Here is a 22,761-nt window from a genome sequence, read left to right as displayed (position 1 = left end):
CATCGCCGCACCGCGGCGACGGCACCTCGCCCCGTTCAGTCGGCCACGATGGTGCAGAGCCCCTCGCCGCGCGCCACCTTGGGCAGCATTCCCACCGACTGGATGGAGAACACCACGATCGGCAGGGCGTTGTCGCGGGCGAGCGCGATGGAAGTCGCGTCCATCACCCCGAGATCCTTGGCCAGGGCCTCGTGGTGGGAGAGTGTCTCGTAGCGCTTCGCGTTGGGATCGCGGTTGGGATCGGCCGTGTAGACCCCGTCAACCTGGGTGCCCTTGAGAAGCGCGTCGCAACCCATCTCCACCGCCCGCAGCGCCGCGGCGGTGTCGGTGGTGAAGAAGGGATGGCCGGTGCCCGCCGCAAACAGCACGACGCGGCCTTCCGACATGTGCTTCAGCGCGCCGCGGTGGGTGAAGCGGTCGCAGATCACCGGCACGTCGATGGCGGAGAGCACCACCGCCTCGGTGCCGAGGGCGCGCAGCTGGGCGGCGACCGCCACCGCGTTCATCACGGTGGCGAGCATGCCCATCTGATCGCCGGCGACGCGGTCCACCGCGGTGAGCGCGTTGTTGGCGCCCCGCAGGAAGTTGCCGCCGCCGATGACGAGGCCGACCTCGCGCCCGAGCCGCACGACCTCGACGATCTCCGAGGCGACACGCTGCAGCGTCGGCTGGGAAATGCCGAAGTCGCCGTCGCCCATCAGCGCCTCGCCGGAGACCTTGATGAGAAGCCGGCGCCACTCGGACGCCGGCTTGGATTTGGACGAGGCCATCAGGCTCAGACGCCGGCGGCGGCAGCGACTTCAGCAGCGAAGTCGGACTCTTCCTTCTCGATGCCCTCGCCGAGCATGAAGCGCACGAAGGCGACCAGCGTGATGGGCGCACCCACGTCCGCCTCGGCCTCCTTCACCGCCTGCTCCACGGTGTGGTCGGGGTTGACGACGAAGGTCTGCTTCACGAGCACGACCTCCTCGTAGAACTTGCGCATGCGGCCCTCGACCATCTTCTCGATGATCTGCTCCGGCTTGCCGGAGGCGCGCGCCTGCTCGGCGTAGACCGCGCGCTCGCGCTCCACCGCCTCGGCCGGGACCTCTTCGGTCGACAGCGAGATCGGGTTCACCGCGGCGACGTGCATCGCGATCTTGCGGCCGAGCTCCATGAGCTTGTCCTTGTCGCCGGACGAGCGCAGCGCCACGAGCACGCCGAGCTTGCCGAGGCCGGGCGCCACCGCGTTGTGGAGGTAGGTCGCCACCACGCCCTCGTCGACCGACAGGAAGGCGGTGCGCCGCAACGTGATGTTCTCGCCGATGGTCGCGACGCTCTCGGTCACCTCTTCGGCCACCGTCCGGCTGGTGCCGGGGAAGGGCTTCGCCTTCAGCGCGTCGAGATCGCCGCCCGCCGACAGAGCCTCGCCGGCGATGGTCGACACGAGTTCCTGGAACTTGTCGTTGCGCGCCACGAAGTCGGTCTCGGAGTTGATCTCCACGAGAGCGGCGGACGTGCCGTCGCCGGCGGCACCGACGAGGCCTTCGGCGGCCACGCGGTCGGCCTTCTTGGCCGCCTTCGACAGGCCCTTCTTACGCAGCCAGTCGACGGCTGCTTCCATGTCGCCACCGGTTTCGTTCAGCGCCGTCTTGCAGTCCATCATGCCGACGCCGGTTTTCTCGCGGAGCGCCTTTACCTGCTGCGCCGTGATCGTCATTGTCTTGTTGTCCCGGATGCTTTGAAATTCGCAATGAAGCCGCTCCCTCTTCACCGATTGAGCGGCGGCTGTCGAGCCCTGCACAGCAGTTCGTGCCGCCGAGCGGGGTGCCCGGCGGCTGAACTACCGCACACGATGGCGTGGAGATATGCCAAAGCGAGGGAGATTTAAACCTCTGATGTCACGCAAACCACGCATGCGCGCCATCGGGGTCCCACTTCGCCTCGGCCTGCCCCGTCTCAGCTCGCGGGATAGCGCGGATCGTCCAGCACGTCCTTGTGGGTCACGATGCGGCGCAGGATGCCGTCCTTCAGCCCGTAGACGACGCCGTGGATCGACAGCTTCTGCCCGCGCGCCCAGGCGTTGCGCACCACCGTGGTGCTGATGATGTTGCGCACCTGCTCCACCACGTTGAGCTCGCACAGGCGGTCGACGGCCTCCTCGCCCTCGAGCCCCGCCATCTCTTCGGCGTGGAGGCGGTGCACCAGGCGCAGATGGTTCAGCCAGTTGTCGATGAGGCCGTTGTCCTCGCCCGACAGCGCGGCGCGCACGCCGCCGCAGCCGTAGTGGCCGGTGATCAGGATGTGCTTCACCTGCAGCACCTCCACCGCGAACTGGAGGACCGACAGCATGTTGAGATCCGACGGCACCACCACGTTGGCGATGTTGCGGTGGACGAACACCTCGCCCGGCGGCAGATCCATGATCTGGTTGGCCGGCACGCGACTGTCCGAGCAGCCGATCCAGAAATAGTCCGGCGCCTGCTGCTGCGACAGCTTCAGGAAATAGTCCGGCGTGCCGTCCTTGATGCGGTCCGCCCACTGCCGGTTGCGCTCGAAAATATCGTCGATCCCACAATCATCATCCTGGCACATGGTCGTTCCGTAGACATGGACGCGCGGCGGCACACCCGGGGGCGGCGCCACGGTCCTCAACTTTGCATGGTCGTGACCTAGAGCGGGCGACCCGACGCGGCAATCGCCGAGGCCGCGCACGGCTGCCCTGCATCTGCGTGAGGACGGCTCAGTAGAGCACCCCGTCGATCGGCTGCAGCTGCTGCGGAACGTCGGGCTCGTCGAGCATCTGCATGAGGTCGATCTCGATGGTGCGCGTCAACGCCGAGATCGGCACGTCGGTGGTGCCCCACTCGAACGGGTCCTCGCAGCTCTCGCTGATCTTCTCGACGAGGTAGAAGAGCCACGAGATCACCATGCTGAACGGCACCATCACGAACATATATTCGTGCGCCGCGAACAGGGTGAGATCATGCTCGGACAGCGTGCGCTCGAAGGTCTCGATCAGGGCGAGCGGCATCAGCGCCATGAAGATGTAGGTGAAGATGCGCCCGAAATGGGTGATCTGGCGCGGAAACGGCGCGTTCTTGATCCGCTCGCAGCGCCCTTGGCTGTCGTAGAAGCGGCCGAGCACCTCCGCCATCTGCACGATGCGGTTGTCGTCGATCGCGCCGTCGCGCAGGAGGCGCTGCAGGTGGGCGCCCTGCTTGCGCACGATGTGGACGGCGGGATTGGCGTAGCGGTTGAGGTCGTCCGCCTCCTCCGCCGAGAGGTAGCGCCGGTAGCACTCGCGTGTCGACGTGTCGAAGGCGCTGACGTCCTGCAGCCGGCGGTCGAAGACGTGCTGCTTCTGGGCGGGCTTCAGCCGCGAGTTCTTGCGCAGCTGAAAGGCCAGCGCGTTGACGAAGGCGAGATGGCGGTAGATCAGCGTATGGGCGGCCTGCCGCGCGTCTGCCCCCGGCACGTCCGTCACCAGCGTCAGCGAGTGGTTCGCCCAGATACGGCTGTCGTTGACGATCGCGCCCCAGATGGTGCGCGCCTCCCACCAGCGGTTGTAGGCCGAGTTGCTCTTGAAGCCGAGATAGAGCGACACGACGATGCCGATCGTCGTCACCGGCGCGATGGGAATGCCGATGAAGCGGACACCTCCGACGTCATAGATCGCCACCACCACCAGCGCCCACAGCGCCGAAATCACCATCACGCGCCAGGAATCGCGGAAGATGTGGCGCAGATCGATCCGTTCGCGAACGTACATGGCGCCTCAACCGTTCGGCATGTCGGCGTCGCGGGTGAGGAGCTCGCGCAGGATGCCGTCCTTCAGGCTGTAGACCACGCCGTGGATCGACAGCTCCTGCCCCCGCTTCCAGGCGTTGCGCACGATGGTGGTGGCGGCGACGTTCTTCACCTGCTCCACCACGTTGAGCTCGCACAGCCGGTCCACCTTCGCCTCGCCGTCGAGCGCATCGAGCTCGTCGGCGTGGAGGCGGTGGACGAGGCGGATGTGGTTCAGCCAGTTGTCGATGAGACCGTGGTCCTCGTCGGACAAGGCCGCCCGGATGCCGCCGCAGCCGAGGTGGCCGCACAACAGGATGCGCCGCACCTTCAGCACCTCGACGGCGTATTGCAGCACCGACAGGCAGTTGAGATCGGAGGGCACCACCACGTTGGCGATGTTGCGGTGGACGAACACCTCGCCCGGCGGCAGGTCGATGATCTGGTTCGCCGGAACGCGGCTGTCGGCGCACCCGATCCAGAGGAATTCCGGGGTCTGAAGCTGGGACAGACGCTCGAAATATTCCGGGTTGATCTCCTTGATCCGATCGGACCAGAACTTGTTGCGCTGGAAGAGTCGGTCGATCTGGCTCATCGGTCGGGTCGGCCTCCGTCAGCGCACGCGGGGCCGCGTGCCGGCGATGCAGCCTACGGTAGCGCCGCCGAAGCGCGCAACCGCGAGGCCGGCACCGCCCCCGGAAAACGCGGCCGATTTCCGAGCCTGCGCGGCGATCGGCACGAGAGGTTGCGCGCGGCCGGCGTCTGACGTATATGCGCGCCATCTCTCACACGAGCAGTTCAACTTCTGGTGCCCAGCAGGGCAAGGCTCGTGGCGGCTCAACCGGATAGGATAGACATGGCCCTTCCCGATTTCACGATGCGTCAGCTCCTCGAAGCTGGCGTGCACTTCGGCCACCAGACGCACCGCTGGAACCCGAAGATGCAGGACTACATTTTCGGCGCGCGCAACAACGTCCACATCATCGACCTGGCGCAGACCGTGCCCCTCCTCCACCAGGCGCTGAAGGCGGTGTCCGACACCGTCGCCAAGGGCGGCCGTCTGCTGATGGTCGGCACCAAGCGTCAGGCCCAGGAGGCCGTGGCCCACTCCGCCACCGAGTGCGCGCAATACTACGTCAACGCCCGCTGGCTCGGCGGCATGCTGACCAACTGGAAGACCATCTCCCAGTCGATCAAGCGCCTCAACGGCCTCGAGGAGATGATGTCGGGCGAGGCGGCGGGCCTCACCAAGAAGGAGCGGCTCAACCTCGACCGCGAGCGTGAGAAGCTCGAGCGCAACCTCGGCGGCATCAAGTCGATGGGCGGCGTTCCGGACATCGTGTTCGTGATCGACACCAATCGCGAGGCGATCGCGATCCAGGAAGCACGCCGCCTCAACATCCCCATCGTGGCGATCCTCGACACCAACTGCGACCCCGAGGGGATCACCTTCCCGATCCCGGGCAACGACGACGCGGCCCGCGCGATCACCCTCTATTGCGACCTGATCTCGCGTGCCGCGCTCGACGGCCTGCTGCGCTCGCAGGGTGATTCCGGCTACGATCTCGGCGAGGCCGAAGAGCTCGCCCTGGAACCCGTCCTCGACGAGGAGAGCACGGAGGAGGCTCCCGCCGAGGAGCCCGTCTCCAGCGAGGCTCTGATGGAGCCGACGCCGGGCGACGTCGAGGCCGAGGAAGTGACCCAGTCCGCCTGAGGCTCGCCTCGGGCAATCTCGCGCCGCCGGCCGCCCCGCGGTCGGCACGCCACCCTTTCGAAACGGCGGGCCACCCCCGCCGTTTTTCTTTTGGCGCGGCGCCGGGCACGGGCGACGGGCACGGGCGAAAAGCTGTGCGCGCCGCGCGCCGCCGGCTTCCGCTCTCGCGCTCGTCGGGCCATCCTTGCGGGATGATCACGCATTCCTTCGGCCCCCTCATCGAGGCGACGTGGGTGGAACGGCGCAAGCGCTTCATGCTCGACGTCGTGCTACCGGACGGCAGCGCCGTCACCGCCCACTGCCCCAACACGGGCGCGATGACCGGCATCGGCGGGGCCGGCCATCGTGTGCTCCTGTCGGTCTCCGACAATCCCAAGCGGCGCTATGCCCACACCCTCGAGGCGGTGGACTGCGGCGGAGTGTGGGTGGGCGTCAACACGCAGAACCCGAACCGCATCGCCGCGGCGATGGCGCGGGCGGGCCTTCCCCCCTTCCCCGCCACGGGCGAGGTGCGCCCGGAGGTGCGATACGGCCGAGCCGAGCGCATCGACCTTCTCGTCACCGCCGAGGACGGCGGCCGCACTTATGTGGAGATCAAGAACGTCCACCTCGTGGAGCGGCCGGGCGAAGCCTCCTTCCCCGACTGCGTGACGGCGCGCGGTGCCAAGCATCTCGACGCCCTCGCCGACGTGGTCCGCGCCGGCGACCGGGCGCTGATGGTGTTCCTTATCCAACGCCACGACGTCGACCACTTTCGCCTCGCCCGGCACATCGACCCCGCCTACGGCGCCGCCTTCGACCGGGCCGTCGCCGCCGGCGTGGAGATGGCGGCGCTGCGCTGCCGGCTCGACGGCGACGGCATCACGGCCGACGGCCTCATTCCCATCATGGACCTGCCGACCGCCGCGAGCGCCGCCGCCTAGTGGACGCCGGCGGGCTGCGGTTTAGCAGCTCGAATGGCTCGACAGGTCGATCCACTCGACGGGGAACCGAGGGGTTCGATCCGTTTGGATCGAACCCCCAGCTCGGCCATGCCGCCGAGCTGGTCGGGGCGACACCGTTAGATCTTGCCACGGCGCGTCAGATTTCCGACATAGGACGGGTGAGGAGCGACATCACCCATGGTTGAATTCATCGATGCGGACGCTGCGCCCACCCGCAACACGGGTCAGGTGCGGCTGTACGGCCCGGACGCCTTTGTAGCGATGCGACAGGCCGGCGGCCTCGCCGCCAAGTGTCTCGACGAGCTCGAGACACTCGTGGAGCCTGGCACCACCACAAAGGCGATCGACGACTTCGTGATGGCCTTCGCCGAGCGCCACAACGTGCTGCCGGCGACCATCTACTACCGCGGCTACCGCCATGCGACGTGCACGTCGGTGAACCACGTGGTGTGCCACGGCATCCCCTCGCAGAAGGCACTGAAGGAAGGCGACGTGCTCAACGTCGACGTGACCTTCGTCCTCGACGGGTGGCACGGCGACTCGAGCCGGATGTACCGCGTGGGCCAGATCCGCCGGGCCGCCGAACGCCTGCTCAACGTCACGCTGAAGGCCCTCGACATCGGCGTGAAGGTGGTGAAGCCAGGCGCCACCACCGGCGACATCGGCGCCGCGATCCAGACCTACGTGGAGGGTGAGCGCTGCTCCGTGGTCCGCGAATTCTGCGGCCACGGCGTGGGGCGGGTGTTCCACGACATGCCCAACATCCTGCACTACGGCCGCCCCGGCGACGGCGTGCGGCTGCAACCGGGCATGATCTTCACCATCGAGCCGATGGTGAACCTCGGCCGCCCGCATGTGAAGGTGCTGTCCGACGGCTGGACGGCCGTCACCCGCGACCGCTCCCTCTCGGCCCAATACGAGCACTCCGTCGGCGTGACCGAGGACGGTTGCGAGGTGTTCACCGCATCGCCCTATATGGTGCCGCAAGAGTAGCGCTCGCCGACCCGGCGAGCGGCGCGGCCGGAGGGCGGCACGCGCGCCGTCGGTCGGGTACCGGCGAAGCGGCGGCGGCCCCCCCCCTCTCGAGGCCGGGAGCCTCTCCGGCGATCGCTCGCGACATCAACGATCTAAATTTTAGATTGCAATTCGACGCGTATCCCGCAATCCTTCCGCTAGGCTCGGGGGATGCGATGACGGTCGAGAAGGACGTTCTGGACGCGTTGCGATTGGCGGCCGGCGCGCGGGGGCACGCGCCCGAGAATGGCCGGATGCCGCCCGCCGCCCCGGCCACGTCCGAGGCTGCGTCCGCCGAACGCGGGCGCAGCGGCTCCAAGCACCGCGGGGCGCCGTGCTCACAGGCGGCCGGAACCGCCTCGGCGGGCACCGCCGACGCGGCGCGCGGGTCGCCCACGCACTCCCCTCCCCCCGCGGCGTCGGACGATCCTTCCGCGGACCATCGCGACGCGCCGGCTCCTCGCCGCACGGCCCGCCGTCGCGCCCCCCAGCCGCCGGCCGGCCCGTTGTTCGATCCGTCCCCGGGCCGGAGCCATAGCGGCCGCCGCACGCATCGGCGAACGCCGACTTCGACGTCAGCGCCGGCCTCGACGCCAGCGCCGGTGTCGACGGCACCGCCGGGCGACGCGGTCGGCGAGGCGGCGTCGCCCCAACCCGCCCTCGCGGCCGAAGAGCAGGGCCTCTTCGGCCCCGCCCCGCGCACGAGACAGCGGCCGACGGCGAAGGTCACGGACGGGCACCGCGAGCGGCTGAGGGCGCGGTTCGATCGCGGCGAGACGCTCGCCGACTACGAGCTCCTGGAGCTCCTCCTCTTCCGCTCCGTGCCGCGGCGCGACACCAAGCCCATGGCGCACGCGATGATCGCGACCTTCGGATCGTTCGCCGCAACCCTCGCCGCCCCCGCCTCCCGCCTCAGGGAGATCGAAGGGGTGGGCGACAAGGTGGCCTCCGACTTCCGCATGGTGCGGGCGGCCGCCGAACGCTTCGCCCACGCCGCCCTCACGACACGCGAGACGCTGAGCTCCACCGACGCGGTCGCCGACTACTACCGCGCCCGCCTGCGCACCGCCGCGCGGGAGGAATTCCACGTCCTCTACCTCGACAAGAAGAACCGCTTCCTCGCCACCGAGTGCTCGCAGACGGGAACGGTGGACCACACCCCGGTCTATCCGCGCGAGGTGATGAAGCGGGCGCTGGAGCACGGCGCGAGCGCCATCGTGCTCGTCCACAACCACCCCTCGGGGGACCCGACGCCGTCGCGGGCCGACGTGGCGATGACGGCGCGCATCATCGACGCGGGCACTCCGCTCGGCGTGACCGTGCACGACCACCTCATCATCGGCGGCGACGGCTACGTCTCGCTCCGCGGTGAAGGCTTGATCTGACTGGAAATTGCCGGCGTCGCCGAGGACACCGGAGGGCCGGCGCGCTACATGCGGCGGCGGATCGCCGAGTTGACGAAATCGAGGATGGTTTCGACACCGCCCAACCCGCATATGGCGATCTTGTATTCGATCGCGGCCTCGAGCTCGCGATCGACGGCGAGCGCGACATCGATCGCAGCGTCGCCGGGCGTATCGTCCCTCAACGCCGAGGTCTCCTGATCCATCGCCAAATCCGTGGCCGATCCATGCATGGCCCACTTCCAATCATACATAGATTAAACACTACCGACACAACCACAGGGTAGCACGCTTTGATTGGGTCAAAAACCGTTTTTCCGCCATGGTTGAGGCGGACGGCCAACGTCTTACCGCTACCGGCGAACCAGGTACCGACGAACCGGGTGCGGGCGGATCAGGTGCCGATGAAGGTGAGCGCCACCGTCCGCTCCCGCCCGCGCGCGCGGTGCTCGATCAGATAGATCGCCTGCCAGATGCCGAGCTGGGCACGCCCGTCGGCCACCGGCACCGTTACCGACGTGTCGGACAGCATCGCCTTGATGTGGCCAGGCATGTCGTCGGCGCCCTCGAGGTGATGGCGATAGTCCGCCGCTTCGGGCGCGAGCTTGTCGAGACTCGTCAGAAGATCGAGCTGCACGTCGTCGTCGGCGTTCTCCTGAACCGTCAGCGAGCACGTCGTATGGGTCACGAACAGCGTCGCGAGCCCGTGCTGGACGCGGTTCTCGGCAAGAAAACGGCGAAACGCCTCGCTGAGGTCGACGAAGCCCTGCCCCGTCGTGCGCACCAGGATGCGGCCATGCACGATCCGCGTGACCGCGCTCCCGCCCGTGGTCTCGACGGCGATCGAGGGGAGGTTCACTGGCTCTCTTCGTCTCCCTGGAGCGAGCGGTAGAGATCGGAGAAGCGCTTCAGCGCGTATCCGGTGACGTCCACGGCCTGGTCGATCCCCCGGCGCGCGTCCTCGCTGAACGTCGTTTCGGCGGCCCTCTCGCTCGCCGGAAGCCCGTCGGTGGCGAGCGCCGCGATGGTCTTGAGGCGCCGCTCCAGCGCCACGACCCGGCGCTTCAGCTGGCGGTTCTCGGCCGCGAGCGCCCGGCTCGCGTCGGCCGGCTCGAGGTTCGGCGCGACCACCTCCTCGCAGCTCCAGCCATCCGCCTTCGCATCCTCCACGCTGGTGCAGAGCTCGATGGCGCCGCTGTCGCGATCGAGCCGCAGCGCCCCGTTGTGGACCGGCTCGATCTGAAACCGTCCGTCGAAGGTCTGCGCCACCGCCGGCCCGGCCAGCGGCAGCATGAGCGCGGCGATCACCATGGACTTGGCCATCACGATCCTCCCCTCGATCCTGTCCCGTCGAGGACGAGACGCCTCGAAACCGCTGCCGGTTCCCTATTTGTCGAGCCGCAGCGCCGTGAAGCGGAGCTGGCCCGCCTTGTTGGAGAGCGTCAGGATCGCCGTGTTGCGGCCATCCTCGCGCAGCTTGTCGAGACGCTCCAGCACGTCCTCGGGCGCGCTCACCTGGCGCTGCCCGACCTCCAGGATCACGTCACCCGCGGTCACCCGCTTCTCCGCCGCGCGGCTATCGTCCTCGACCTCCAGCACCAGCACGCCGTCGATGTCGTCGGCGATCTCGAACACCTGGCGCTGCTCGTCGGTGAGCGGCGAGAGGATCATGCCGAGAACGCTGGTCTTCTCCGGCGCCGGGGTGGCGGGAGCGGGCTCCGGCGTCGCCTCCTCCACCGGGGTCGCCCGCGCCTCGCTCTCCTCGAGCTGGCCGATCTCCACAGCGATCTCGACCTCGTTGCCGTCGCGCATCACCGTCACCGGCACGGTCTTGCCGATGGTGGTCTCGGCGACGATGCGGGGGAGGTCGCGCATCTCGTTGACGTCCCGCCCGTCGAACCGGGTCACCACGTCGCCGGCCTGGATGCCCGCCTTCTCCGCCGGTCCCTCGGCCGTCACGCCGGCGATCAGCGCGCCCTTCGGCGCCGCCATGCCGAGGCTCTCGGCGATCTCGTCCGACACGCTCTGGATTCGCACGCCCATCCAGCCGCGGCGAGTCTCGCCATATTGCTGGAGCTGGGTGATGACCGACACCGCGATCTCCGACGGAATCGCGAAGCCGATGCCGATGGAACCGCCGCTCGGCGAGATGATCGCCGTGTTGATGCCGATCACGTGGCCGTTCATGTCGAACAGCGGGCCGCCGGAGTTGCCCCGGTTGATGGCCGCATCGGTCTGGATGAAGTCGTCGTAGGGGCCCGACTGCAGGTTGCGGTTGCGGGCCGAGATGATGCCGACGGTCACCGTGCCGCCGAGGCCGAAGGGATTGCCGATCGCCATCACCCAGTCGCCGACCCGCAGGTCCTCCGAAGCGGCGAACTCCAGCGGCTTCAGCGGCTTGGGCGGATCCACCTTGAGCACGGCGAGGTCGGTCTTCGGATCGACGCCGAGGATCTTCGCCTCGAGCTTGCTGCCGTCGGCGAAGTTCACCACCACCTCGTCGGCGTCCTTGACGACGTGGTTGTTGGTGACGACGACGCCGTCGGCCGAGATCACGAAGCCCGAGCCGAGGCTCTGCACCCGGCGCGGATCGGGCACCGCGTCGTCCTGGTCGAAGAACTCGTCGAAGAATTCCTGAAAGGGGGTGTCCTCGTCGGGCGTGTCGGGCATCGGCACCGAGCGCTCCGCGTCCACCCGCTGCGAGGTCGAAATGTTGACCACGGAGCCGAGCAGCCCCTCGGCGAGGTCGGCGACGGAGCGCGGGCCCACCTCCTGGGCGACGGCCGCGCCGACCCCGATCGGCGCCAGCGGTAGAACAACGAGAGCCGCACCCGCCAACGCGGCACGGACATGACGGGATATTGCGGTCATCAGCTACCTCCCCGGCGGCCGTGTCACACGGCTCGCACCAGCCACACCAACCCGACACCCACGACGGTCGCGGCAAGGCCTGCCGCGCGCAGGGTGTCGGGAGGGGTCGTCACAAGCCGCGCCATCATGCCACGCATAGCTTGCGGCGCCAGCGCATAAAGCGCTCCCTCCAGAGCAAGCACCAGCCCGATGGCGACGAGCAGATCGCTCACTGCGCCGGTTCGACGGGCCGCTCATCGGTCGACGCCGGGGCGGCCTCCGTATCGGCGGAGGTCTCGGCGGGCGTGCCGGCGGAAGCGGCGTCGGGCGAGGCTGGAGAGACCTCCTCCGAAGCCGGCGCCGCGTCCGTCGCGGCAGCGGACTCGCCCGTCTCCTGCGCGGCGGACTCCTCCGCCTCCTCGGCCTCGAGGCGCGCCGCCTCCGCTTCGCTCGCCACCGCCGGCGAGGGCTCGCCGGCATCGACGGCCGCCTCCTCGTCGAGCGCCGCGTCCTCCTCCGCGTCGATGTCGGCGCTCGTGTCGGACATCGACGGGACGTCCTCCTCGGCCCCCGGAACCGGCGCGATCTCGGGCAGCAGATCCTTGGTGTCGGCGTTGCGGTCGAGCGCCGGCGGCACCTCGGCGGCAATGTCGGGCAACGGCCCCTGGTTCGGCTGCGGCGCCTCGGCCACCTCCGCCGGCGGCAACTCGGCGGTCCGGCCGAGCGGATCGTTGAAGTAGCGGAAGAAGTCCGCGTCCGGCGACAGGATCAGCCGCGTGTCGCTCGCCTTGAGGCCGGTCTCGTAGGCCTGCATCGCCCGATAGAAGGCGAAGAATTGCGGATCGACCGTGTAGGCGCGGGCGAAGATGGCGTTCTTGCGCGCGTCGCCCTCACCGCGGATCTGCTCGGCCTCGCGATCGGCCTCGGCGCGCAGCACCGTCGCGGTGCGGTCGGCCGCCGCCTCGACACGCGCCGCCGCCTCGCGACCGCGGGCGCGGATCTCCGTCGCCTCCTGCTCGCGCTCGGTGCGCATGCGGCGATAGATCGCCTCCGAGTTCGCCTCCGGCAGGTCGGCGCGGCGGATCCGCACGTCGACGATCTCGACGCCGATGTCCTGCGCCCGGCGGGCGACGTCCTCGGCGATGCGCTGGGTCAGCGCCTGGCGATCGTCGCGCACGATGGCCTGGAAGGTCGCGTCGGCGAGAACGGCACGCAGCGAGGCCTGCACGAAGGTGGACAGGCGCGCGGCACCTTCGCGGACGTTGTTCACCGTCTGGTAGAAGCGCACCGGATTGGCGACGCGGTAGCGCATGAAGGCGTCAACCACGAGACGCTTCTGGTCGGCGGCGATGATCTCCTGCGTCGGCACGTTGAGATCGAGAATCCGCTTGTCGAGGAAGAGCACGTCCTGGATCAGCGGGATCTTGACGTTGAGCCCCGGCTGCCGAATCGCCTGGCGCACCTCGCCGAACTGAAGGACGAGCGCCTGCTGCGTCGGCGTGGTGACGAAGAGCGAGTTGAGCGCCACCACCACGACGACGGCGATGACGATCAAGATACCGATGAGGCCGGCGCGCATCAGCGGGCTCCCTGGGTCGAGGACTGCGGCGCCGGTCGAGCGAGGCGGTCGAGGGGAAGGTAGGGGATCACGCCGCTGCCGGCCGACTGGTCGATGATGACCTTGTCGGTGTCGGCGAACACGCGCTCCAGCGTTTCGAGATAGATGCGCTGGCGCGTCACTTCGGGCGCCTTGCGATACTCTTCATAGACGGAGAGGAAGCGGTCGGCCTGACCGGTCGCCTCGGCCACCACCTGGTCGCGGTAGGCGGTGGCGCGCTCCACGATCTGCGCCGCCTCACCGCGGGCCTCCGGCACCACGCGGTTGGCGTAGGCGTCGGCCTCGTTCTGGAAGCGCTCCTGGTCGGCGCGGGCGGCCTGCACGTCGCGGAAGGCGTCGATGACCTGCTCGGGCGGGTCCACCTTCTGCATCTGCACCTGGCTCACCTCCACGCCTGCGCCGTAGTTGTTGAGCGTCGTCTGCATCAACGCCTGCACGTCCTGCTCGATCTGCTGGCGCTCCTGGGTGAGGATCGGCTGGATGTTCTTGCGGCCCACCACCTCGCGCATCGCGCTCTCGGCCACCTGCTTCACGGTGCCTTCGGGGTCTTCCACGTTGAACAGGAAGTTGGCCGGGTCGGAGATGCGCCACTGCACCTTGAAGTCCACGTCGACGATGTTCTCGTCACCGGTGAGCATCAGGCTCTCCTCGGGCACGTCGTTGCCCCGGCCGCTGCCGCGGCTGCCGATATTCACCTCGCGGATGCGCAGCACGTCGGGGGTGTAGACCTCGCCGATCGGATAGGGCCAGTTGTAGTTGAGGCCCGGCTGGGTGGTGCCCTGGTAGCGTCCGAGCACCAGCTCCACGCCGAGCTCGCCCGGGCCGACGCGGTAGAAGCCGGTGAGGCCGTAGATGATCACCACCGCGATGAGGGCGAGCGCGATGCCGCGCCCGCCGAGGGTGCCGAGCGAGGGACCGCCGCCACCGCCCCCACCCCCGCCGCCACGGCGGGGAAAGACGCGCTTCAGCTTGTCCTGGCTGCGGCGCAGAAGCTCTTCGAGGTCGGGCGGGTTGTTGGGGTCGTTGCCCCCGCCGCCGCGCTGCGGGCCGCCGTTCCCCCAAGGGTTCGGACGATTGGGTCCACCACCCCAAGGGCCGTCACCGCCACCCCAGGGTCCGCCCCCTTTGCCGCCCGACTGGTTGTTCCAGGGCATCCCGCTCCCCTTACCCAAATCAAGATTTCTATCCGGCCGACGGACCGGTGACCGCGACATAACCATTCCCGGTCCACGCGCAAACGCGGCGAAACGCGCCATGCGGGCACACTTATAGGCTGGGGCCGTCGCGCCTTTCAATCAACCGCCGTTCCGATCCGGACATAAGTCTCGAAGCTGAAGGGATGATCGTCCCTCGGGCCTTGCGTACCGGGCTCGCGAGACTGCAGCGCGAAGACGGTGGGGTCGATGGGTGGAAACGTCACGTCCCCCTCGGGCGCGGCGTGGACGCGGGTGAGATGGATGGTGTCGGCGATCCCCATCCCCTCGTCATAGATGCCGGCGCCGCCGGCGAGGAACACCGGCGTTTCGGCGCGCGCCACGGCCGCCGCGAGGCTCGGCGCCACCTCCATGTCGGCGACCGCGCCGCGCGAGACGACGATGGTGCGCCGTCCCGGCAGCGCCTTGCCGATGGATTCGTGCGTCCGGCGGCCGACGACGATGGTGTTGCCGAGGGTGAGGCGCTTGAAGTGGGCAAGGTCCGACGGCAAGCGCCAGGGCAGCGCCCCGCCCTGCCCGATCACGCCGTTTTCGGCCGCCGCGACGATGAGCGCGATCGGCATTCCCTTCTCAGACGGCAACGGGAGCCTTGATGGTCGGATGCGGGTCGTAGCCCTCGACGCGCAGGTGGTCGGCGGTGATCGCGAAGAGATCGCGCGGCGCCGCCGACAGGTCGAGCCGCGGCAGCGGACGCGGCGCGCGCGTGAGCTGGAGCCGCGCTTGATCGAGGTGGTTGAGATAAAGGTGCGCGTCGCCGAGGGTGTGGACGAGATCGCCCACCGCGAGGTCCGTCGCGTGAGCCACCATGTGGGTGAGGATCGCGTAGGAGGCGATGTTGAACGGCACCCCCAGAAACGCGTCGGCGGAGCGCTGATAGACCTGGCACGAGAGCCGGCCCGCCGCGACGTGGAACTGGAAGAGGAGGTGGCACGGCGGCAGCGCCATCTTGTCGAGATCGCCCAGGTTCCAGGCCGAGACGATGTGGCGCCGCGAGGCGGGATCGCTGCGGATCGCCTCCACCACCCGGGCGAGCTGATCGACGGGACCGCTCGCCGTCGGCCAGGCGCGCCACTGGCGGCCGTAGATCGGGCCGAGCTCGCCGTCGGCGTCGGCCCACTCGTCCCAGATGGTGGCGCCGCGGGCGTTGAGGGCGCGGGCGTTGGTCTCGCCGGCGACGAACCACAACAGCTCGGCGATCACCGACTTCAGATGGACGCGCTTGGTGGTGACGACGGGCAGCCCCTCGGACAGGCGATAGCGCGTCTGATGGCCGAACACCGATAGCGTCCCGACGCCGGTGCGATCGGCCTGACGCACACCCTCGTCGAGGATGCGTTGGAGAAGCTCGTGATAGGCGCGCATCGTCCCTCCGGCTAACGGTTGCAGCCGATCTCGCGCATGATGGCGACGACCTGCGCCCGCGATCGGCACACATTCTCACAGGGGATGCCGTCCCCGTCGCCGTCGGCCCTCGGGTGGGCCCCCCGGCACCACGCGACCACCGCCTGACGACAGCTGGCATAGTCCGTACATCGCGCCGCCTCTGCCGCCTCTATCGCGACGAGGCTGAAGACGAGGGCAACAACGACGGTGCGGTACCCTATGACCAACTCCCCGTTCCTTTCTGGCGTAGGCGATCGTAGGCCGTCGCGGAACTGGAGAACGAATCAAATCCTCACTTTTCTCGCCCCATCGGGCGACCTCTCCCCCTTCTCCTCGGCGCTCTTTGCCCCTATATTCACCCCGTCGGCGACGGTCGACTATGGCGATAAACGGATTGCGTAATAAGCTCTTCGGACCCGGGGGCAGTACCCGGCGCCTCCACCCAAGCGACCCGCGGAGCGGGCCGTTTCGGCGGGGGCGAACCAGGATCGACGAGGGTGTAAAGGCTCTTCTTTCGCTCGGTATGGTACCACCGTTATCGGACCAAACTTGTAGTTGCGAATGACAACTATGCCGAGGCCCGTCTCGCTGCGTAATGCGGTGTGACACCTCAATTTAAGTCCTCCTACCGCAAGTAGGAGGCGGGGTTTGGAGGCACCTGGCAACAGAAGCCTTCGCTTACCCTTCCTCCCCACCCTCATCACGCGTCCCGCCTTCGTCTCGCGCCTTGTCCTGGCCGCGCGCCTCGCCTTCGGCTCGCGCGCCCTCCCGATCTGGCTCCTCGCTTTCGTCTCGCGCGTTGTCGGGACTGCGCATGTTGGCGATCGCACGCGCCATGAGGGACAGGAACGTCGCCCGCTCCGCCTCGCTGAAGCCGGTGAGCGCCGCCGCATTCTGCGCGCTGGCCGCGGCCGTCGCCGGGCCCTCCAGCGCCTTCGCCCGGTCGGTCAGCACCACACAGCGCGCCCTTCGGTCGTGCGGATGGGGCACGCGCCGCACCAGCCCATCCCGCTCCATGCGCGACAAGGTGTTGGCGATGGTCGCCTGCTCCACGTCGAGCCGCTCCACGAGGGCGGCCTGGGTCAGCCCGTCCTCCGCCCAAAGCTCCAAGAGAATGGGAAACTGCCCGATGACGAGCCCATAGGGCCGGATCCGGTCGCCGAGCCCGCGCGCGAGCAGGCGCGCCATGTGGTTCGCCAGATAGCCGGCCGACCTCTCCTTCTCGAAATCCATCCCGTCGGAATCCATCGCAATCCCATTGAATAGCATGCTATGTAAATTTATATAGCTTGCTATCCTCTAACGGAGATAGCGCACCATGTCACCCGTTCCATCCACCGCCGACGGACCCGTCACCCTCATCAACGTGTTCGAGGTGCCCGACGGCCGCCTCGCCGAAACCGTGGACGCCTGGCACGCCGCCCGCGACTTTCTTGTCGAACAGCCCGGTTATATCAGTACGGAGCTACATGAAGCGCTCGGCGCCGACGCTCGCTTCAGCCTCGTCAACGTGGCACGCTGGCAATCGACCGGCTGCTTCCGGGCGGCGATGGAGAAAATGCAGGCCGCAGGCGTCTTCCGACCCGCAGAGGGCCTGAGATTTACCCCCGCCCTCTACCGCACCCGCTTCACCGACGCGGCGCCGCGCTGACGCGTCCCGCCCCCTCCGTCCGCCCCGCCGGTGCGGCACAGGGATTGCTTGTGCGATGAAGCGAAGTCGCCACACAATGCGGGATCGGGATCCAACACGCTCGCTCCCCCGTTGGATTGGCGGAAGGCTTGCGCTACGTAACGCGCACCAGAGGAGGCGTGGTCGTGGCTGACGATCTCATCCGTTATGACGTCCTTGTTCAGGATGCATTGCGTGGCGTTGTGCGCAAGGTGATGCGCGAGGTGGCCGACGGGGGTTTGCCCGGCGAGCACCATTTCTACATCGCGTTCGACACATCGGCGCCAGGGGTGCGGATGTCGTCCCGGCTCCGCCAGCAGCATCCGGAGGAGATGACCATCGTCCTCCAGCATCAGTTCTGGGACCTCGCGGTGTCCGATCACGGCTTCGAGGTGGGCCTTTCCTTCGGCGGCGTGCCGGAGCGGCTGCTCGTGCCCTTCGCGGCGGTGAAGGGCTTCTTCGACCCGAGCGTCCAGTTCGGCCTGCAGTTCGACCCGGCCGCCACCGGTGAGGGCGAAGAGGGCGAGACGAAGGCCGAGCCCAGCGAGGATGCGCCGGCGAGCGTCCCCGCCCTCTCCACCCAGCCGAAAGGCGAACAGGACGACGCCGGCGAGGCGCCCGCCGCAACGCCGGCCGAAGGCGCGGAAGTCGTCTCCCTCGACGCGTTCCGCAAGAAGACCTGAGATGGGTATGGACGGGCAGAAGCGGATCGCCCTCTCCGCGCACGACGCCGCCAAGCCGACCCTCGCCGCCTGGGCCTTCGCCAACGAGCGTGCCCTGACCGCGCACCGGCTGACCGCCACCGGCAACACCGGCCGGCTGCTGCTCGCCCAGACCAATCTCAAGGCGGACTGCCTGCGCTCCGGCGCCCTCGGCGGCGACATGGAGCTCGGGGCGATGATCGCCGAAGGGCGCATCGACCTTCTGATCCTGTTCACCGACCCGCTGACGCCCAAGCCGCACGACCTCGATCCGGCGCCGCTGGTGCGCGTCGCCGCCATCTCGCAGACGGTGATCGCGCTCAACGAGGCGACGGCCGACTTCATCCTGCGTTCCGAGCTGATGGCGCGGCCCTATCCCCGCCCCCACGCGCCGCCGGCGCTGCCCGCCGTCACCCAGCGGATCGACGCCCGCAAGGGCCTCGCCTGAGAGGCACGCCCATCGGCCTCGGCTGAGACAAAGCGTCCCTCCGCGCTTTGTGAGACGACACGCGAGCCGCCGTTGCTATCCTTGTCGGACGGTGACTGCGATCCAAGGAGGCGCGCGTGACGATCCCCCTTCGCAATTGCATGGGCGGCTGGGCCGCCCGTCTCGGGCGGCGAACCCTCGCCGTCCTCGCCCTCGCGGCCTTCGCCGGCACGCTCGCCTCGCCCGCCGCGGCTCAGATGGTCTCCAACTGCCAGGCGATCGCGCAGCGTCTGTCGCCCGACGCGCGCTTCATCCGCGTCGCCACCGGAAGCGCCGCCGACGCCTACACGGTGGAGATCTCCTACGTCGGCCACTCCACCTTCCGCATCACCGCCCCCGACCGGACGGTGATCGCCACCGACTTCAACGGCATCGCCGGGAACGGCCCGCTGCCCGACGTCGTCACCATGAACCACGCCCATTCGAGCCACTACACGCCCTTCCCCGATCCCGAGATCCGCTACGTGCTGCGGGGCTGGAATCCGGAAGGGGGGCGGGCCGAGCACTTCCTCGAGGTGGGCGAGGTGCTGATCCGCAACGTGCCGACCGACATCCGCAGCTATCGTGGGGTGGAGGAGTCCGGCAACTCCATCTTCATCTTCGAGATCGCCGGCCTCTGCCTCGGCCATCTCGGCCACCTGCATCAGATGCTGAGCGACGCCCAGATCGCCGAGATCGGCCGGCTCGACATCATGTTCGTGCCCATCGACGGCACCTACACCATGAACCAGGCGGCGATGATGACGGTGGTGGAGCGGCTGCGCACCCAGGTCGTCATCCCGATGCACTGGTTCGGCGACTATACGCTCTCCCAGTTCATCGCCGGAATGCGCGAGGACGGCCTCACCATCGCGATGCACCCAGAGCAAGTCTACCGCGTCTCGCTCAACACTCTGCCACGCGAGCGGACGCTTCTCGTCCTCAGCCGCGAGATCGGCTTCTGACAGTCCGGTGAAGCGCCTCGACGATCACGCCGTCGGCCGCCTTGTCCGACGCCTCGCGGAACGCCCGCCCGGCGAGTTCCACTTCCCCGAGATCTACGGCGCGGGCTGGGACGACCTCTATGTGGGCGACAAGGTGCGGCTCGGCCGCGACTTCCTGACGATGGTGCGCGCGGGACGCCTGCCGGGCGTGGAGGACACCGGCCGCAAGCGCGCCGGCGGCCGGATCTATCGCTGGCGCGGCCGCTGAGGCGATGTGACAGCCGAGGGACGGCGGGCCGCGACGGATGGCGTCAGGGCTCGTACCATTTCCAGCGGCCACGCCCCCTGCTCTTGATCTGGTAGAGCGCCTCGTCCGCGCGAAGCAGGAGCTCGCGGAAATCCGCAGCCGCCGCCGGGTAGAGGCACGCGCCGATGCTGGCGCCGACTTGGACGCTGGTGCCATCCTCGATGGTGATCGGCAGGTGCAGCGACGCGATGAGGCGGTCGCACAGCGCATCCACATCGCCGAGTGTCTCGGGCGCCGGCAAGAGGATGCCGAACTCGTCGCCACCCAGCCGGCAGACGAGATCGCTGCCTCTCACCTCGTCCTTCAACCGGCCGCCGATGGTGTTCAGCACCACATCGCCGGCAGCGTGGCCGTAGGTGTCGTTGATCTGCTTGAAGCGGTCCAGATCGACCATGAGGAAGACGATGTCGCGATTGCGCCGGGCGAGTTCCTCCTGCCACCGCTCGTCCAGCCTGCGGCGGTTGGCGAGGCCCGTCAGCGGATCGCGATAGGCCTGCTCGTTGAGGAGGATGTGAAGCCGCTTCTGCTCGGTGATGTCCTCGAAGATGGCGATGCCCACCTTCATGTCGTGCAGGATCACGCCGCGATGGCGCACCACGCGCATCTGACCGTCGGCGCGGCGTATCTCGAACTCGAGATCGGGAATCTCCGTCACGCCCTTGCCCTTCGTCAGGGCGAAGTCCTCCCAGTGCCTGAGCACCAGCGCGCGCTCGGCCTCGTGAACGTAGACGGTCTCGATGAAGTGCTCGCCCGTGGCGAAGAAGCCGTGCGGATAGCCGAAGAGCTTCTCAAACGCCTGGTTCGTGAATTGGATGATCGCGCCCGGCATCAACGCCCAGCTGACGGCCACCGGCAGCGCGGCGAAGATCCCCTGGAGCGTCGCGGACGGCGCCGAGGAGGACTCGTGTAATGGTTCTTCAGCCATATCGAAACCAAAGCCAATCCCTGTAGCGGACCCCGGTTCGTCTATATTCCAGCATCGGCATCTTCGATATCCCCGCCTCGATGTTTGGCGGGGATGAATCGACCGGTCCGTGGAGAACGGGTGCGGCGGCGACCCCCATAGCGCCGCTGGGCCTACCGAGGCTGACGGCGCGCTCCGCTCGGTCGCCCGCCAGGGCCTCCGATGCCCGTTTACGACGCGGGGTGAGGACGCCGCCGGGCAGCTTCAGGCAAGGCGGCCGCTATAGGGCGCCGCCGGCCATCTCCTTGGCGATGAAGTCGGCCTGGCGGATCGCGAGCGCCACGATGGTGAGCGTCGGGTTGCAGGCCCCGCCGGTCGCGAACTGGCTGCCGTCGCACACGAAGAGGTTCGCCACCTCGTGAGCGCGGCCGTGACCGTCGAGAACCCCGTCCTCGGCCCGCGCGCTCATGCGGTTGGAGCCGAGATTGTGGGACGCCGGATAGGCCGGCGCCTCGATCGACCGCTTCGCTCCGGCGGCCTTGTGGATGCCGCTCAGCGTCTTGTAGCCGTGGCTGCGCATCTTCAGGTCGTTGTCGTGCTCGTCGTAGTGGATGTTCGCCACCGGCACGCCGTAGGTGTCGACATCGTCGGTGAGGGTGATGCGGTTGTCGGGCTGCGGCATGTCCTCGCCCGACATGAAGATGCCGGCCATGTTGGCATACTGCTCCATCACCGAGGCGAAGTCGCGTCCCCACCAGCCGGGATCGAGGAAGGCGGCCGTCGTCGGCAGCCCCATCGAATTGAGCTCCACATAGTAGCCGCCGGCGAAGCCCCGCGAGGGGTCGTGGTGGGCGAACTCGTCGAGCATGCCGATCATGATCTCGCCCCGGTGCATGTTCACCGGCTTGTCGAAGATCGACCAGACCGTCTGGATGATGTGGCGCAGATAGTGGCGGCCCACATGGCCCCAGCCGTTGGCGAGGCCGTTGGGGAACAGGGCGCTGGTGGAATAGAGGAGCAGGCGGGAGGATTCCACGCAGTTGCCCGCGAGCACCACCGCCCGCGCCTTCTGCCGCCGCGTCATTCCCCCGGCATCGACGTAGACGACGGCGGAAGCCTTACCGGCCGCGTCGTGCTCGATCTGCACGGCGCAGCATTCGGCGCGCAGCTCCAGCTTGCCCGTCGCGAGCCCGCGCGGGATCTCCACGTTGAGCGTCGACCAGCGCGAGCCGACCTTGTCGCCGGTGATCGTGAAGCCGTCTTCGATGGTGGCGGGGCGCCCGTCATAGGGGACGGAGTTGATGGCGTGGCGGCCCGTCGACACGCTGTCGTAGCCGAGCGCCTTGGCCCCGGCATACATGACCTTGAAGTTGTTGTTGGGCGGCAGTGCCGGCAGGCCGTGGGTGCGGGTGACGCCCATCTTCGCCTCGGCCTTGTCGTAGTAGGGCTCGAGGTCGGCGAGGGTGATCGGCCAGTCGATGAGGCTCGCCCCCGGGACGTCGCCGTAGACGGTGCGGGCACGCATCTCGTCCTCGATCAGCCGGTAGCAGCAGGCCGACCAGTGCACGGTGGTGCCGCCCACCACCTTGCAGCTCCAGCTCGGTGCCGTCGGATGATCCTTGGCCACCCGCCAGTTGCCGCTCGAGGTGCGCTTGTCGAGCCACGACAGCATCTCGTAGCCGCCCCACTCGTCGTTGACGAAGTCGTCGGCGGTGAGGTGCGGGCCGGCCTCGAGAAGAACGACGTCGATGCCCTTCTGCGCGAGCTCGTTGGCGAGCGTGCCGCCCCCCGCGCCAGAGCCGATGATGACGACGACGCCATCGTCGTCCAGCTGGTAGTGTGCCGTCATGATCCGTCCGATG

Annotated in this window: 26 protein-coding genes and 1 other RNA gene; 10 read left to right on the top strand and 17 right to left on the bottom strand. The window is 68.4% G+C overall.

Annotated features, from left to right (window positions below):
* Positions 1-35: 35 nt before the first annotated feature.
* From pyrH to can, 5 genes are all read right to left on the bottom strand, one after another.
* A complete protein-coding gene (gene pyrH / locus JCR33_RS07580; protein ID WP_198881425.1) occupies positions 36-770 on the bottom strand; it encodes a UMP kinase in 735 nt (244 codons plus the stop codon).
* Between the two features lie 5 nt (positions 771-775).
* Positions 776-1,699, bottom strand: coding sequence for a translation elongation factor Ts (gene tsf, locus JCR33_RS07575; protein WP_198881424.1), 924 nt, complete (start codon positions 1,697-1,699; stop codon positions 776-778).
* Between the two features lie 239 nt (positions 1,700-1,938).
* A complete protein-coding gene (locus JCR33_RS07570) occupies positions 1,939-2,574 on the bottom strand; it encodes a carbonic anhydrase (RefSeq protein ID WP_198881423.1) in 636 nt (211 codons plus the stop codon).
* A 148-nt stretch (positions 2,575-2,722) separates the two neighbouring features.
* Positions 2,723-3,751, bottom strand: coding sequence for a bestrophin family protein (locus JCR33_RS07565; RefSeq protein WP_198881422.1), 1,029 nt, complete (start codon positions 3,749-3,751; stop codon positions 2,723-2,725).
* Positions 3,752-3,757: 6 nt separating this feature from the next.
* Positions 3,758-4,363 carry a carbonate dehydratase gene (gene can, locus JCR33_RS07560; RefSeq protein WP_198881421.1) on the bottom strand — a complete coding sequence of 202 codons (606 nt, stop codon included), beginning with the start codon at positions 4,361-4,363 and terminating at the stop codon, positions 3,758-3,760.
* 261 nt (positions 4,364-4,624) lie between these two features.
* Here can and rpsB point away from each other — a divergent pair, with 261 nt between their 5' ends.
* The 4 genes from rpsB to radC all read left to right on the top strand — a co-directional run bounded on the left by rpsB (position 4,625) and on the right by radC (position 8,825).
* The gene (gene rpsB / locus JCR33_RS07555) at positions 4,625-5,482 is read left to right on the top strand and encodes a 30S ribosomal protein S2 (protein ID WP_198881420.1); all 858 of its coding nucleotides are present in this window, start codon (positions 4,625-4,627) and stop codon (positions 5,480-5,482) included.
* A 191-nt stretch (positions 5,483-5,673) separates the two neighbouring features.
* On the top strand, positions 5,674-6,405 hold the full coding sequence (gene sfsA / locus JCR33_RS07550; protein WP_198881419.1) for a DNA/RNA nuclease SfsA: 732 nt from the start codon (positions 5,674-5,676) through the stop codon (positions 6,403-6,405).
* Between the two features lie 198 nt (positions 6,406-6,603).
* On the top strand, positions 6,604-7,419 hold the full coding sequence (map, locus tag JCR33_RS07545; RefSeq protein ID WP_198881418.1) for a type I methionyl aminopeptidase: 816 nt from the start codon (positions 6,604-6,606) through the stop codon (positions 7,417-7,419).
* A gap of 623 nt (positions 7,420-8,042) precedes the next feature.
* Positions 8,043-8,825: a RadC family protein gene (gene radC / locus JCR33_RS24870; RefSeq protein WP_332461137.1), complete on the top strand. Its 783-nt coding sequence runs from the start codon at positions 8,043-8,045 to the stop codon at positions 8,823-8,825.
* Between the two features lie 44 nt (positions 8,826-8,869).
* Here radC and JCR33_RS07535 read toward each other — a convergent pair whose 3' ends face one another.
* From JCR33_RS07535 to JCR33_RS07495, 9 genes are all read right to left on the bottom strand, one after another.
* Entirely contained in the window at positions 8,870-9,097 is a 228-nt protein-coding gene (locus tag JCR33_RS07535) for a hypothetical protein (RefSeq protein WP_198881417.1), read from the bottom strand.
* 140 nt (positions 9,098-9,237) lie between these two features.
* A complete protein-coding gene (locus JCR33_RS07530) occupies positions 9,238-9,702 on the bottom strand; it encodes a secondary thiamine-phosphate synthase enzyme YjbQ (RefSeq protein WP_332461136.1) in 465 nt (154 codons plus the stop codon).
* Positions 9,699-10,166 carry a hypothetical protein gene (locus tag JCR33_RS07525; RefSeq protein ID WP_198881416.1) on the bottom strand — a complete coding sequence of 156 codons (468 nt, stop codon included), beginning with the start codon at positions 10,164-10,166 and terminating at the stop codon, positions 9,699-9,701. Before JCR33_RS07525 ends, JCR33_RS07530 begins: the two co-directional genes overlap by 4 nt.
* Positions 10,167-10,229: 63 nt before the next feature.
* On the bottom strand, positions 10,230-11,714 hold the full coding sequence (locus tag JCR33_RS07520; protein WP_198881415.1) for a Do family serine endopeptidase: 1,485 nt from the start codon (positions 11,712-11,714) through the stop codon (positions 10,230-10,232).
* 23 nt (positions 11,715-11,737) lie between these two features.
* The gene (locus tag JCR33_RS07515; RefSeq protein WP_198881414.1) at positions 11,738-11,926 is read right to left on the bottom strand and encodes a DUF2065 domain-containing protein; all 189 of its coding nucleotides are present in this window, start codon (positions 11,924-11,926) and stop codon (positions 11,738-11,740) included.
* The gene (gene hflC / locus JCR33_RS07510; protein ID WP_198881413.1) at positions 11,923-13,272 is read right to left on the bottom strand and encodes a protease modulator HflC; all 1,350 of its coding nucleotides are present in this window, start codon (positions 13,270-13,272) and stop codon (positions 11,923-11,925) included. The genes JCR33_RS07515 and hflC overlap by 4 nt, the downstream gene beginning before the upstream one ends.
* Positions 13,272-14,465, bottom strand: a complete 1,194-nt coding sequence (hflK, locus tag JCR33_RS07505; RefSeq protein WP_198881412.1) for an FtsH protease activity modulator HflK — start codon at positions 14,463-14,465, stop codon at positions 13,272-13,274. Before hflK ends, hflC begins: the two co-directional genes overlap by 1 nt.
* A 137-nt stretch (positions 14,466-14,602) precedes the next feature.
* Positions 14,603-15,088 carry a dihydrofolate reductase gene (locus tag JCR33_RS07500; protein ID WP_198881411.1) on the bottom strand — a complete coding sequence of 162 codons (486 nt, stop codon included), beginning with the start codon at positions 15,086-15,088 and terminating at the stop codon, positions 14,603-14,605.
* 7 nt (positions 15,089-15,095) lie between these two features.
* Positions 15,096-15,887, bottom strand: a complete 792-nt coding sequence (locus JCR33_RS07495) for a thymidylate synthase (protein WP_198881410.1) — start codon at positions 15,885-15,887, stop codon at positions 15,096-15,098.
* Positions 15,888-16,231: 344 nt separating this feature from the next.
* On the opposite strand from JCR33_RS07495, the gene ssrA reads away from it, so the two are divergent.
* Positions 16,232-16,587, top strand: a transfer-messenger RNA (tmRNA) gene (gene ssrA / locus JCR33_RS07485).
* On the opposite strand, the gene JCR33_RS07480 is transcribed toward ssrA, so the two are convergent.
* The gene (locus JCR33_RS07480; RefSeq protein ID WP_198881408.1) at positions 16,587-17,141 is read right to left on the bottom strand and encodes a MarR family winged helix-turn-helix transcriptional regulator; all 555 of its coding nucleotides are present in this window, start codon (positions 17,139-17,141) and stop codon (positions 16,587-16,589) included. The two genes, ssrA and JCR33_RS07480, sit on opposite strands and share 1 nt — an antisense overlap.
* Positions 17,142-17,226: 85 nt before the next feature.
* On the opposite strand from JCR33_RS07480, the gene JCR33_RS07475 reads away from it, so the two are divergent.
* The 5 genes from JCR33_RS07475 (at position 17,227) to JCR33_RS24865 (ending at position 19,956) form a co-directional block, all read left to right on the top strand.
* Positions 17,227-17,559: an antibiotic biosynthesis monooxygenase family protein gene (locus JCR33_RS07475; RefSeq protein ID WP_198881407.1), complete on the top strand. Its 333-nt coding sequence runs from the start codon at positions 17,227-17,229 to the stop codon at positions 17,557-17,559.
* Positions 17,560-17,723: 164 nt separating this feature from the next.
* A complete protein-coding gene (locus JCR33_RS07470; RefSeq protein ID WP_198881406.1) occupies positions 17,724-18,260 on the top strand; it encodes an SspB family protein in 537 nt (178 codons plus the stop codon).
* A gap of 1 nt (position 18,261) precedes the next feature.
* Positions 18,262-18,726: a methylglyoxal synthase gene (locus JCR33_RS07465; RefSeq protein ID WP_211110137.1), complete on the top strand. Its 465-nt coding sequence runs from the start codon at positions 18,262-18,264 to the stop codon at positions 18,724-18,726.
* Positions 18,727-18,842: 116 nt separating this feature from the next.
* Positions 18,843-19,709, top strand: a complete 867-nt coding sequence (locus JCR33_RS07460) for an MBL fold metallo-hydrolase (protein WP_332461135.1) — start codon at positions 18,843-18,845, stop codon at positions 19,707-19,709.
* A 7-nt stretch (positions 19,710-19,716) separates the two neighbouring features.
* Positions 19,717-19,956, top strand: a complete 240-nt coding sequence (locus JCR33_RS24865) for a DUF1413 domain-containing protein (protein WP_198881405.1) — start codon at positions 19,717-19,719, stop codon at positions 19,954-19,956.
* 43 nt (positions 19,957-19,999) lie between these two features.
* On the opposite strand, the gene JCR33_RS07450 is transcribed toward JCR33_RS24865, so the two are convergent.
* Positions 20,000-20,920 (bottom strand): sensor domain-containing diguanylate cyclase, encoded by a 921-nt coding sequence (locus tag JCR33_RS07450; protein ID WP_198881404.1) that lies wholly within the window; start codon positions 20,918-20,920, stop codon positions 20,000-20,002.
* A 259-nt stretch (positions 20,921-21,179) separates the two neighbouring features.
* Entirely contained in the window at positions 21,180-22,748 is a 1,569-nt protein-coding gene (locus tag JCR33_RS07445) for a GMC family oxidoreductase (RefSeq protein ID WP_198881403.1), read from the bottom strand.
* Between the last annotated feature and the right edge of the window lie 13 nt (positions 22,749-22,761).

This window comes from Acuticoccus mangrovi (assembly GCF_016411865.1).
GTDB classification, from domain to species: domain Bacteria; phylum Pseudomonadota; class Alphaproteobacteria; order Rhizobiales; family Amorphaceae; genus Acuticoccus; species Acuticoccus mangrovi.
The sequence above is the reverse complement of the archived record's forward strand: the minus strand, read 5'-3'. Positions and strand labels throughout refer to the sequence as shown.